A 12342-nucleotide genomic window follows, 5' to 3' on the forward strand; every position below is an offset into this window, starting at 1 on the left:
GCGACCGAGGTCTCATCCCCGCCGGCGGAGGTACGCCTCCAACTCCGCGGCCCCGGCCAGCATCGCCCGCCCACGGGCGGCCAGCCGGCCGTGCCAGTCGCGCAGCGCGGCCTCCAGCGGCTCCAGCCCGCCGGCCGCCCGCACCTGGGCGATCAGCGGGGCGATCTGCTCCAGCAGGTAGCCGCCCCGCCTGAGCTGGTGGGCCAGCCGGGCGTCACGCACGTCGGCCTCGTCGTACACGCGGTACCCGGTCAGCGGGTCGCGGCGGGGGCGCACCAGCCCGGCACGCTCCCATTTGCGCAGCGTCGCGGGCCGGATGCCGAGCATTGCCGCCAGCGGCCCGATGAAGGTGCCACCGGCCCCGGACGCCGCGGCCGGCCCGAACGCCGCACCAGGCCTGGACACCCCGTCAGGCTCAGCCATCCCGCCGGTCCCGAACCCAGGGCGCGGCCCGGATGCCGCACCAGTTCCGGAGGCCGCACCGGGCTCGGACGCCGCACCAGGCCCCGGCACCCCACCCGTTCCGGAGGCCGCACCGGTTCCGGTCGTCCCACCCGTTCCGGGCACCCCACCGGTTCCGGACGCCGACGCGGGCTCGGCTGTCGCACCGCGTACGCGCCCCGCACCCCGTGCGGATGCCGGGGCGGGCCCCAGGTCGCGGAGCGCGCTCTCCACCGCCTGGAGGGTCCGCCGGTCGTCGAGGAGTTGGGCGTGGCTCTCGTCGATGAGGCGGAACGCCTCCTCGGCCGAGTCCTCGTTCACCGCCCGCATGATCGCCGTCGCCGTCCGGTGGCCGTGGCCCGGCGCCAGGGCGAGGAACGCGCGCAGGGCTCCCGCGTGCAGCGACGTGTAGGTCCGGTAGCCGTGGGGTGTGCGACCGGAGGCCGGGAGGATGCCGGCCTCCTCGTAGTTCCTGATCGCCTGTGTCGACAGACCGTGCCCGCGCGCCAGGTCGACCGGCCTGAGCCGCTCACCGCTTTGAAGGTTTCGCCCCATGGTCCTGCTGCCTTCGCGCAAAAGTCTCAATCGAAGGTTCAACGATAGCGTTGAAGGCATGGCTACTGACCTCCAGGACACCGTCCATGCCGTCGAGGCCGCCGCCGTCATGAGGCTGCTCCCGGTCCGGCCCCGGCTGCTCGCCCTGGGCGAGCCCACCCACGGCGAGGACGCTCTGCTCGACCTGCGCAACGCGCTCTTCCGGCAGCTCGTCGAGCAGGAGGGCTACCGGACGATCGCGATCGAGAGCGACTGCGTGGCGGGTCTGATCGTGGACGACTACGTCACCTCGGGCACCGGCAGCCTCGACGACGCCATGGAGCACGGATTCAGCCACGGCTGGGGCGCCTTCGCGGCCAACCGCGAGCTCGTCCGCTGGATGCGCGCCTACAACGTCCGCCTCGACGACGACGGCCGTCCCGCGTCCGAGCGGCTCCGCTTCGCCGGCTTCGACGGCCCGCTGGAGATCACCCACGCCGCGAGCCCCCGGCAGGCCCTCACCGCACTTCACGGATACCTCGGCGCCCACGTGGACGTGGACCTGCTGCCCTGCACCGCGGAAACGCTCGACCGCCTGCTCGGCTCGGACGGCCGGTGGACCGATCCCGCGGCGATGAGGGACCCGTCCCGGTCCGCGGGGCGGTCGGCCGAGGCCGGGGAGCTGCGGCTGATCGCCGACGATCTGGTGGCGCTGCTCGACGCGCAGAGCCCGCACCTGATCACGGCGACCTCACGGGAGGACCGGTACCGGGCGCACCTGCACGGGCGCACCGCGACCGGCCTGCTGCGCTACCACCACTGGATGGCCGACACCTCACCGGGCCGCCTGACCCGGCTGGTGGGTGTGCGGGACCAGATGATGGCCCACAATCTCCTCGCCGTCGCGTCTCGGGGTCCGGCATTCGTCCACGCGCACAACTCCCATCTCCAGCGGGAGAAGAGCACGATGCGGATGGGCGGGAGGCCGCTGGAGTGGTGGGGCGCCGGCGCGCTGGTGAGCGCCCGGCTCGGCGAGGCGTACGCCTTCGTGGCCACGGCCCTGGGCACCATCCGGCACCAGGGAGTGGACACTCCGCCGCCGGACACCGTCGAAGGACTCCTGTACGCGCTCCCGGAGGACCGCTGCGTCATCGACACCCCGACGCTGGCCACCGCCCTCGCCGACACGCGGCCCGCGCCCCGCGTGTCCCCCTGGTTCGGGTACGCCCCGCTCGACCCGGCCCACCTGTCGGGAAGCGACGGCATCGTGTTCGTCAAGGACGTCCCGCAGAGTTAGTGCCTCCGGTGGGCTGCCCTCGCCTGCCCCTCGCCTGCGACGCTCACGGCCGTGCGCATCGGGCTGTAAACCGGGTGCGCCGGCTGATCGGCTCCCGGCACACTGCCCGGATGAGATCGGACGCTCCGAAGACAGCGCGGGAACGGGCCCTCCGGCATGTGGCGGAACTCTCGTCGGGCCGGCTCCTGGACCCGACGCTGCGGGTGACTCTGAACTTCCACCCGGACCGTACGGCGCAGGGGGAACCCGTCCTGGAAGCGTTGTCGAAGTCCGGCGTGTATCTCTCCCAGTTCGTCACCGGGACGAGCAATGGGGGCCTGACCGCCTTTCCCGGCGGTGACCGGTGGCGGTGGGAGAGCCGGATCTTCGGTGGCGCGTACGACGAGGCGGCCGCTCGGGACCGGCCCGTGTACGGGGCGCTGAACTTCCGCCGTAAGCCGGTGGGCGCGGCGCCGCGGTTCGGCTCCGCCCACTTCCGCCTCGCGGCGCACACACCGGCGCGGACCACGTTCTGCTACCCGGACAGCTTCCTGGAACCGTCGGACTTCGGCGTCGCGGACCGCATGGGGCTCATCGAGCTCGCCCTCGCCGACCGCCAGGACGCTCTGGACGACTACATCGAGGCGCAGGTGCACGGGACGGTCCGGCTGGACCGCGATGTGGAGGCGCTGGTCCTCGACCCCTGCTACCGGGGGACGGACGTCGAGGAGGCCGCCCGGCGCCTGCCGTGCCCGGTGGAGTGGCATCCCGGCTTCCGTCTGTCGGTCGGAGAGCTGCGCCGCCATCCGTCCTACCGGGGCCAGGAGTACGTCGACCTGGGCGCGCGGATCGCGGTGGACGGCCGGCTCGATCCGCGGGTCGTCGGAGACGCCGTACGCACGGGCCGTCACGACCCGCAGGCGATCAAGAAGGTGTGGCACTGCCTCGCCCGCTTCGGGGCGCCCCCGCAGGCCGCCGGTGCGTCCGCGCTTCCGTCGCAGAGCGAGGAAGGCGTGCTCGACGGCCTGCGCTGAGCGGGTCGGCCCCGGGTACGACAAGGGCCCCGGTCCGAAGACCGGGGCCCTTGATCGATCAGGGTGAGTAACGGGACTCGAACCCGCGACATCCTGGACCACAACCAGGTGCTCTACCAGCTGAGCTATACCCACCACGACCGGTCTTTCTCCCGACCGGCCGAGAAAAAGTGTACAGGGTCCGAGCGGGTGCTCGCGCCAGGGTTTCGCGCCGGTCGGGGCGCCCCTCGTTCCGGTGGCGACCGCCCGTCGTTACTGCGCGGGCAGCACGTACTTGGCCGCGATGGTCTTCGCGGTCTCCGAGTCCGGGCCGGGCTGCGGGACGAAGACCGCCTCGCGGTAGTAGCGGAGCTCGGCGATGGACTCGCGGATGTCGGCCAGTGCCCGGTGGTTGCCGCTCTTCTCCGGGCTGTTGAAGTACGCCCGCGGGTACCAGCGGCGGGCCAGCTCCTTGATCGAGGAGACGTCGACGATCCGGTAGTGGAGAAAGGCCTCCAGCGTCGGCATGTCGCGCAGCAGGAAGCCGCGGTCGGTGCCGACCGAGTTGCCGCACAGCGGGGCCTTGCCGGGCTCCTTGACGTGCCGGCGGATGTAGGAGAGGACCTGCTCCTCCGCGTCCGCGAGGGTCTTTCCGTCCGCCAGGACGTCGAGGAGGCCCGAGGCGGTGTGCATCTGGCGCACCACTTCCGGCATCGTCTCGAGCGCCGCGTCCGGCGGGCGGATCACGATGTCCACCCCTTCACCGAGTACGTTCAGTTCCGAGTCGGTGACCAGTGCGGCCACCTCGATGAGTGCGTCGTCCGTCAGCGAGAGCCCGGTCATCTCGCAGTCGATCCACACCATGCGATCGTTCATGCGCCCTACCTTACGGGGGCGGATGCGCTGCGTTACCGGCCTCGGGGAAGCCGGCCGCCCGGCGCGGACCGCCGTCCGGACGGTGCCCGGACGGCGTCCGGCCCGGTCGGGACGGCACCCTGTGGGGCGCCGTCCCGACCGGGCCGGGGTCGCTCTGTCCGCGGACGCCGCTCTATGGCACGCTCCGCTGGCCCGGCAGGCTCGGCCGGCCGTGACCCGCCGCGTACGCCTCCGGAACCGGTTTGCCCAGCTCGGCAGCGGCGGACGCCATGGCGGAGGGCCCGCCGGGTCCCCCCTGGGGGCGTCTGGCTCCCGGCCCCGCCTGGGCGGGGACGACGGCCTCCAGGATCGACGTCCGGTCAGGGTCGCTCTGCGGACGACGGGCCCGGTACGCGGCCCGGTAGGCGGCCGGGGAGGACCCCAGCTGCCGCCGGAAGTGGCCGCGCAGCGCAACCGGGGACCGGAAGCCGCAGCGGCCGGCGACCTCGTCGACCGAGTAGTCGGAGGTCTCGAGCAGCCGCTGGGCCTGCAGCACCCGCTGGGTGATCAGCCACTGGAGCGGGGCGGACCCCGTCAGCGACCGGAACCGGCGGTCGAACGTGCGCCTGCTCATGTAGGCACGCGCGGCCAGCGTCTCCACGTCGAACTGCTCGTGGAGGTGCTCCAGCGCCCAGGACACGACCTCGGCCAGCGGGTCGGAGCCGATTTCCTCCGGTAAAGACCTGTCGAGATAGCGCTCCTGACCGCCACTGCGACGGGGTGGGACGACGAGCCTGCGGGCGAGCGCTCCGGCCGCCTCCGTGCCATGGTCGGTGCGCACTATGTGGAGGCAGAGGTCGATTCCGGCCGCCGTTCCCGCGGACGTGAGCACATCGCCGTCGTCGACGAACAGCTCACGCGGATCCACGTGCACGGACGGGTAGCGCTTCGCCAGGGTCGGCGCGTACATCCAGTGGGTGGTGGCGGGGCGCCCGTCGAGCAGGCCGGCCGCGGCCAGGACGAACGCCCCGGTGCACAGGCCGACGATGCGGGCACCCTCCTCGTGTGCCCGGCGCAGCGCGTCGAGCGCCTCGGGCGGTGGCGGCGAGGTGATCGAGCGCCAGGCCGGCACCACGACGGTGCCCGCTCTGCTGATCGCCTCGAGGCCGTACGGCGTGGTCAGTTCCAGGCCGCCGGTGGTCCTCAGCGGTCCGTCCTCGCCACCGCACACGAGCAGGCGGTAGCGGGGAACTCCGGCGTCCTGACGGTCAATTCCGAACACCGAGAGCGGGATGGAACTTTCGAAAATAGGGCCGCCGCTGAACAGCAGCACGGCGACGACTTCCCGGCGCCGGCGCCCGGACAGCTTCCGTGCCGTCTCCGGCGCGGCGGAGTCCTGACTCATGACGCTAAACCCCCCTCGAAGTACGCGTCTCCCCGTTCGTTTCGGGCCTTTCGCTCCTGCACGTTTCCCCTCGGTTCTGCACGAGTCCCCCGGCCTTCGATACTCATGATCGAATCTACTGCGTCCCGTGGCGCCGGCGTGACAAGTTCGGGATGCCCCGCTATGTCGACATGGCAACTTGGCGCGATGCATTCGATCACGAAGCGTTCCACTCGGGGGGCCCGCAGGGAAGTGCGCATCGCAGGCATGGCCCGTCCCCGTAGGGTGCCAGAAGGGCCTTCAGTCCTTTCTTCCCTGGTGACAAGGGGGTTGGCAGACCATTTCGACAAGGATCGGCCTGCGTAGTGAAGTTGGCTGAAAACATACGGGTGTGGGCGTGCAAAACCGTCAGCCCCCCGGTGCGCCTCTCGATCCGTGCCGCGCGCCGCGCCGCGCCCCAGGGACGGTACCGGAGTGCCGGCCTCCGGCCGGCGCGTCCTCGGTGGCCCGGCCCCGTGCGGCCGTCCGCTCCGAGTGGCGCAGCAGCACCCGGCACGCCGCCGTCACCGCGGCGAGCCCGAGCGCCGCGGCGGCCGCGCCGCCGACGGAGGTGCCGTACACGACGAGCACGACGGGGACCAGCAGGCAACTGAACGCGCCCCAGCGGACGACGTCACCGGCGGAGCTCGCGGAGCTCCCCGGGTCGTCCGGCCGGGAGGGGGTGGCCGGGGCGCTCGGGGCCGGTCCGGACGGAGGACCGGCGGGGCGGCGGCGGGACGGGGGGCCGGGGGAGCGGTGGGGGCCGGGCGGTCGTGCTGGCACAGAGGCTCCTGGGGGCGGCGGGGTGACCCACTGGCCAACGAGGACCGTGGTCGTCCGGTCACCCGGTGGCGCGCAGACGGCTGTAGTGGCCAAGCGGCATTGCGATCCTGGGCGCGCTCGGGCATGCTCCCTGGAACGTCGCGCATGGGGGCAGCAGGCCCTGGGCAGGAGAGGAGTGCCGCCGTACCCTTGGGGGTATGGGGTGGGGAAGATGATTCCCGGACACAGCTCCACCGCCCCTCCAGCCGACGCGCTTTCCTCAATCGATCACTCCGAAGAGGACCTCCTTCGCCGAGACACCGATGGCCGGTCACGAAATCCCCGAACCCGCGGACCGCAAGCAGGTAGCCGATCCTCTGTCGGACCTGCGGGCGGCTGAAGAAGCACGCCATTCATGCGATCCCGCCTTCCGGCACGGAGTCGTCGTCGGTTTCGACGGATCGACATCCAGTGAGCGAGCGCTCGCCTACGCCATCGGCATGGCGAGGCGGACCGGATCCGGTCTGATCATCGTCCATGTCGCCAACCGGCTGCCGACGACGGTCTGGGCCGGCTGCGAGCCGCCCGTCTTCGTCGACGTGCCCGATCACCGCACCGAGGTGCTGGGCCTCGAGCTGGCCTGCGCGGACTACCTCGCCGAGGTCCCGTGGATCCTGGTCGAGCGCGGCGGCGACATCTGTCACGAGCTGGAAGAGGTCGGCCGCGAGTATTCGGCGGACGCGATCGTGGTCGGCTCCACGCACGGCATCGTCGGCCGGCTCTTCGGGTCGGTCGCGGGGCGGCTCGCGAAGCGCGCGCAGCGCCCGGTCGTCGTGATCCCCTGAACCGGATCTCCTGAACCGGCCCTCCTGAACCGGATCCCCTGACCGAACCTGAACCGGATCTCCTGCGCGTCTCCCCGGATCGCCGGCCCGGGACCCGACGTCCCGGCCGTCCCGGTGGTCCGCTTGTTCCCCCTTGTCACCGCCTGTCGGGTGAGGCTCCGTCAACTCCCCGACACACCAGGCATGTACGGAAATCTATCCATGCGTAACAGGTGGATTGTGCACTTGTGAAGGGTAGATATCCGGTCGCTGGGATTGCAGCACATGGCGCAGAACAACTGCACAGGACAGGAAGGGAGCCCGCCGTGGACAACGGAGTCTCTGCGGGAACTGGTTCTACTTCGACTCTCGGCAACCTCGCCCTCGGGCTGACGCTGCTGGCCTTCGGTGTGGGCAACACCGGGGTGATCGACAACGTCTCCGCCGCCGATGCCGCCGCGCTCGCGACATGGGTCGGCGGAGTGGCGCTCTTCGTCGTCGGCCTGCTCGAGTTCCGCGCGGGCAACGGCGGTTCGGGAACCGCCTTCGCCGGTCTCGGCGCCTTCTGGTTCACCTGGGGGACCGCCGTGGGAGGCGAGACCTCGGCCGAGGCGGCGGGCCTGTTCATGCTGCTGTGGGCGCTGCTCGCCCTGACGCTGACCGCCGCCGCCTCCGGCAGCGGCGTTCTCGGCCAAGGGGTGTACGGGCTGCTGACCCTCGCGCTGCTGCTGGGCGGCATAGCCGCCTTCGCGGGCAACGAGGGCCTGGCCAAGGCCGGCGGCTGGGTCGGCGCGGTCGCGGGCCTGGTGGCCTGGTACGGCGCGACGGCGGCGCTCGCCAAGTGGCCGACGTTCACGGGGCGCGCTGCCGGCCGGCGGGTGACGGCCACCGGCTGAGGTCCATGGGCCTCACGGCAGCTCCACGGGCGGCGCTTCGGGTGGCGCCCGCCCGATGAAAAGGGAACGCCCCCTGTGTGCACGGTTGGCACACACAGGGGGCGTTCCTCATGAACCGGTCCTGCGGCCGTCGCCTACTCGACGGTGACGGACTTGGCGAGGTTACGCGGCTTGTCGATGTCCCGGCCCAGCGCCAGCGCGGTGTGGTAGGCGAGGAGCTGGAGCGGGATACCCATCAGGATCGGGTCCAGCTCGTCCTCGTTCTTCGGCACCACGATGGTGTGGTCGGCCTTCTCCTGCTCGCGGTGGGCGACGGCGAGGATGCGGCCGCTGCGCGCCTTGATCTCCTCGAGCGCGGCCCGGTTCTTCTCCAGCAGCTCGTCGTCCGGCACGATCGCCACGGTGGGCAGCGCGGGCTCGATGAGCGCGAGGGGGCCGTGCTTGAGCTCGGAGGCCGGGTAGGCCTCGGCGTGGATGTAGGAGATCTCCTTGAGCTTCAGGGAGGCCTCGAGCGCCACCGGGTAGCCGCGCACCCGGCCGATGAACATCATCGACTTGGCGTCCGCGTACTGCTCGGCCAGCTTCTTGATCTCGTCCTCGGACTCGAGGATCTCGCTGATCTGCGCGGGCAGCTTGCGCAGGCCCTCGATGATCCGCTTGCCCTCGGCGACGGACAGGTCGCGGATGCGGCCCAGGTGCAGGGCGAGCAGGGCGAAGGCGACGACCGTGTTGGTGAAGCACTTCGTGGAGACGACGCACACCTCGGGGCCGGCGTGGACGTACGTGCCGCCGTCGGCCTCACGGGCGATCGCGGAACCGACGACGTTGACCACGCCGAGGACGCGGGCCCCCTTGCGCTTGAGCTCCTGGACGGCCGCGAGCACGTCGTAGGTCTCGCCGGACTGGGAGACGGCGATGTACAGGGTGTCGGGGTCCACGACCGGGTTGCGGTAGCGGAATTCGGAGGCCGGCTCGGCGTCGGCGGGGATACGGGCGAGGGACTCGATGAGTCCGGCGCCGATCAGGCCCGCGTGGTAGGACGTGCCGCAACCGAGGATCTTCACGCGGCGGATGCCGCGGGCCTCACGGGCGTCCAGGTTCAGGCCGCCCAGGTGCACGGTGTTGAACCGGTCGTCGATCCGGCCGCGCAGCACACGGTCGACCGCGTCGGGCTGCTCGGAGATCTCCTTGTGCATGTACGTGTCGTGGCCGCCCATGTCGTAGGAGGCGGCCTCCCACTCGACGGTCTCCGGGGTGGCGGTGGTGGACGCGCCCGAGGTCGTGTACGTACGGAAGTCGTCGGCCTTGAGGGTGGCCATCTCGCCGTCGTCGAGGGTGACGATCTGGCGGGTGTGGGCGACCAGGGCGGCGACGTCGGAGGCGACGAACATCTCCTTCTCGCCGATGCCGAGGACGACGGGGGAGCCGTTGCGGGCGACCACGATGCGCTCGGCGAAGTCGGCGTGCATCACGGCGATGCCGTACGTGCCCTCGATCACCTTGAGGGCCTCGCGGACCTTCTCCTCCAGGGTGGTGGCCTGGGAGCGGGCGATCAGGTGGGTGATGACCTCGGTGTCGGTCTCGGAGGCGAAGACGACACCGTCCGCCTCCAGCTTGAGGCGGAGCTCGGCGGCGTTGTCCACGATGCCGTTGTGGACGACGGCGACGTTGTTCTCCGGGTCCAGGTGCGGGTGGGAGTTGATGTCGCTGGGGGCGCCGTGGGTGGCCCAGCGGGTGTGGGCGATGCCGGTGGTGCCGGCGAAGCGCTTGGGGACGCGGGCCTCGAGCTCGCGGACGCGGCCCTTGGCCTTGACCATCTTCAGCGCGGGGGACTTCGGGCTGCTGATGACCACGCCCGCGGAGTCGTAGCCGCGGTACTCGAGCCGCTGCAGGCCCTCCAGCAGCAGCGGAGCAACGTCACGCTTGCCGATGTATCCGACAATTCCACACATATGGTTTCTGCCCCTCCATAGATCAGAAGTGTGCCCGGCCCCGGTGGGGCTGCTCAGCCGTAGACCATGCGGCGCAGCTGGCGGAGCGAGAGCTCCGGCGGCGCCACGGCGCGGTGCGGCAGTTCGGCCGCGATCCGCTCGAAGATCTCGGTGTTCACCGCGCCGCCGGACTTGAGTTCGCGATGGCGGCGGCGGACGAACTCCTCGGTCGTCTCGTCGAAGTACGCCAGTACATCGAGCACCACCCGGGCGGCTTCACCGCGCTGGAGCGCGGTGCTGCGCACCAGGTGGTCGATGAGGTCGTCGTGCGACAGGCGCACAGACGGGCGAGGTTCGAGCACCCGTAGATATTGGAGGGCGGGCGCTGCTCTTCGCAAGAATCCTGCCCGATTCCGGGCAGGAGATAGCTCACATCTGTCCGGAGGCGGTCTGCTCGGACGTGCCGCCCCCGTCCTCGGTCGGTGGATCCGCGTCCCGCGCCACCGTCATCGGTGCGGGCGGCCCGTCCGGATGATCTCCGCCGACGGGGGATTTTCCCGTCCGTGGAACGACAAGTGGTCTACACCTTGACCGCAGTTGAGGCTCACGGTACGCATGGTGATCGAGCGGTTGCTCTGCGCACAGACGAGAACCCCGTCGAAGGGACCCCAGCCTGTGAGTCAGCCCAGACCGATTCCCCGCCTCCTCGGTTCGCTCCTGCTTGTCACGGCGGCCGCCCTCTCCGGCGCCGTCGCCTCGGACCCGGCCGCGGCCTCCGGCGCCGACAGCGCCGCCACCGTCCGGCCGCTCGGCCAGATCGTCCCCGCACCCGCCTCCGCCGAGCCGGGCGGCGCCCCCTACACCCTGACCGCGGCCACCACGATCCGTACCGATGCCTCACCCGGGGCCCGCGCGGTCGCCGAGCGCCTCGCCGAGGTGCTGCGCCCCTCGACCGGTTACGCCCTCCCGATCACCACCCGGCCCGCGGCCAGGTCGATCAGCCTGCGGCTCAGCGCCGGGGAGAGCGCCCTGGGCGACGAGGGCTACCGCCTGAAGTCCGCTCCGGGCGGGCTCACGATCACCGCGCACCGGCCCGCCGGGCTCTTCCACGGTGTGCAGACGCTGCGTCAGCTGCTGCCCGCCGCGATCGAGGCGGACTCTCCCCGCGGCGGCCCGTGGCAGGTCGCGGGCGGCACGATCACCGACGTCCCGCGCTACGCGCACCGGGGCGCGATGCTCGACGTCTCGCGGCACTTCCTCACGGTCGAGCAGGTCAAGCGCTACATCGACCACCTCGCCCTCTACAAGATCAACACCCTCCATCTCCATCTCTCCGACGACCAGGGCTGGCGCATCGCCGTCGACTCGTGGCCGCGGCTGGCCGCGTACGGCGGCTCCACGCAGGTCGGCGGAGGCCCCGGCGGTCACTACACCAAGGCCCAGTACAAGGAGATCGTCCGGTACGCCTCCTCCCGCTATCTGGAGGTCGTGCCGGAGATCGACATGCCGGGGCACACCAACGCCGCCCTGGCCTCGTACGCCGAGCTCAACTGCGACGGCGTGGCCCCGCCGCTCTACACGGGCACGGCCGTCGGCTTCAGTTCGCTGTGCGTGCGCAAGGAGCTGACGTACGACTTCGTGGACGACGTGATCCGGGAGGTGGCCGCGCTCACGCCCGGCAGGTACATCCACATCGGCGGCGACGAGGCGCACTCCACCAGCCACGAGGACTACGTGGCGTTCATGAACAGGGTGCAGCCGATCGTCGCCAAGTACGGCAAGACCGTCATCGGCTGGCACCAGTTGACCGGCGCGAGCCCGCAGAAGGGCGCCCTGGCGCAGTACTGGGGCCTCGACGGCACGAGTCAGGCCGAGAAGGCGCGGGTCGCTGAGGCCGCGCAGAACGGCACGGGCCTGATCCTCTCGCCGGCCGACCGGGTCTACCTCGACATGAAGTACGACGAGAACACCGAACTGGGCCTCGCCTGGGCCGGATACGTCGAGGTGCGGAGGTCCTACGACTGGGACCCCGGCACCTACCTGCCGGGCGCGCCGGCGAGTGCGGTCCGGGGCGTCGAGGCGCCCCTGTGGACGGAGACCATCTCCAGCGACGCGCACATCGACCGGATGGCGTTCCCGCGTCTGCCCGGGGTCGCGGAGCTGGGCTGGTCACCGGCGTCCACGCACGACTGGGACACCTACAAGGTGCGGCTCGCGGCCCAGGGGCCGCGGCTGTCGGCGCTCGGTATCGACTTCTACCGCTCGCCGCAGGTGCCGTGGCCCGCGCAGTGAGCGTCGGGTGAGGAACCGGCGCCCGGCGGGAGGGACCGTATCCCGCCGGGCGCCGGCCGTTCTCGGGCGCCGGCCCGCCGCCGGGCGTTCCGAGG

11 protein-coding genes and 1 tRNA gene are annotated in these 12342 nt (G+C 71.5%); 5 read left to right on the plus strand and 7 right to left on the minus strand.

The window, feature by feature from the left end; all coding sequences use genetic code 11:
* Positions 1–12: 12 nt before the first annotated feature.
* Positions 13–996: a TioE family transcriptional regulator gene (locus AB0K36_RS05045; RefSeq protein WP_364588456.1), complete on the minus strand. Its 984-nt coding sequence runs from the start codon at positions 994–996 to the stop codon at positions 13–15.
* Between the two features lie 58 nt (positions 997–1054).
* Here AB0K36_RS05045 and AB0K36_RS05050 point away from each other — a divergent pair, with 58 nt between their 5' ends.
* Both AB0K36_RS05050 and AB0K36_RS05055 read left to right on the plus strand, forming a co-directional pair.
* The gene (locus AB0K36_RS05050; protein ID WP_364588458.1) at positions 1055–2272 is read left to right on the plus strand and encodes an erythromycin esterase family protein; all 1218 of its coding nucleotides are present in this window, start codon (positions 1055–1057) and stop codon (positions 2270–2272) included.
* Positions 2273–2382: 110 nt separating this feature from the next.
* Positions 2383–3285, plus strand: coding sequence for a DUF3626 domain-containing protein (locus AB0K36_RS05055; RefSeq protein ID WP_364588461.1), 903 nt, complete (start codon positions 2383–2385; stop codon positions 3283–3285).
* Positions 3286–3347: 62 nt separating this feature from the next.
* Here the strand turns inward: AB0K36_RS05055 and AB0K36_RS05060 are convergent.
* From AB0K36_RS05060 to AB0K36_RS05075, 4 genes are all read right to left on the minus strand, one after another.
* Positions 3348–3420 (minus strand) — tRNA-His (locus AB0K36_RS05060).
* A gap of 117 nt (positions 3421–3537) precedes the next feature.
* The gene (gene orn, locus AB0K36_RS05065) at positions 3538–4140 is read right to left on the minus strand and encodes an oligoribonuclease (protein WP_189467625.1); all 603 of its coding nucleotides are present in this window, start codon (positions 4138–4140) and stop codon (positions 3538–3540) included.
* A gap of 172 nt (positions 4141–4312) precedes the next feature.
* Positions 4313–5524 (minus strand): helix-turn-helix domain-containing protein, encoded by a 1212-nt coding sequence (locus AB0K36_RS05070; RefSeq protein ID WP_364588464.1) that lies wholly within the window; start codon positions 5522–5524, stop codon positions 4313–4315.
* 387 nt (positions 5525–5911) lie between these two features.
* Positions 5912–6325 (minus strand): hypothetical protein, encoded by a 414-nt coding sequence (locus tag AB0K36_RS05075; protein WP_364588467.1) that lies wholly within the window; start codon positions 6323–6325, stop codon positions 5912–5914.
* Between the two features lie 302 nt (positions 6326–6627).
* Between AB0K36_RS05075 and AB0K36_RS05080 the strand changes: the two genes are divergently transcribed.
* Positions 6628–7149, plus strand: a complete 522-nt coding sequence (locus tag AB0K36_RS05080; protein ID WP_005317245.1) for a universal stress protein — start codon at positions 6628–6630, stop codon at positions 7147–7149.
* 305 nt (positions 7150–7454) lie between these two features.
* Positions 7455–8024: an acetate uptake transporter gene (locus AB0K36_RS05085; RefSeq protein WP_037774602.1), complete on the plus strand. Its 570-nt coding sequence runs from the start codon at positions 7455–7457 to the stop codon at positions 8022–8024.
* A 134-nt stretch (positions 8025–8158) separates the two neighbouring features.
* Here the strand turns inward: AB0K36_RS05085 and glmS are convergent, their stop codons facing one another.
* Positions 8159–9976: a glutamine--fructose-6-phosphate transaminase (isomerizing) gene (gene glmS / locus AB0K36_RS05090; RefSeq protein WP_364588470.1), complete on the minus strand. Its 1818-nt coding sequence runs from the start codon at positions 9974–9976 to the stop codon at positions 8159–8161.
* Between the two features lie 53 nt (positions 9977–10029).
* Positions 10030–10296: a hypothetical protein gene (locus AB0K36_RS05095; protein WP_005317253.1), complete on the minus strand. Its 267-nt coding sequence runs from the start codon at positions 10294–10296 to the stop codon at positions 10030–10032.
* A gap of 334 nt (positions 10297–10630) precedes the next feature.
* Here AB0K36_RS05095 and AB0K36_RS05100 point away from each other — a divergent pair, with 334 nt between their 5' ends.
* On the plus strand, positions 10631–12247 hold the full coding sequence (locus AB0K36_RS05100) for a beta-N-acetylhexosaminidase (RefSeq protein WP_364588472.1): 1617 nt from the start codon (positions 10631–10633) through the stop codon (positions 12245–12247).
* Positions 12248–12342 lie beyond the last annotated feature (95 nt).

Origin of the sequence: Streptomyces kurssanovii, assembly GCF_040677245.1 — a bacterium.
Taxonomy (GTDB): Bacteria; Actinomycetota; Actinomycetes; order Streptomycetales; family Streptomycetaceae; genus Streptomyces; species Streptomyces kurssanovii.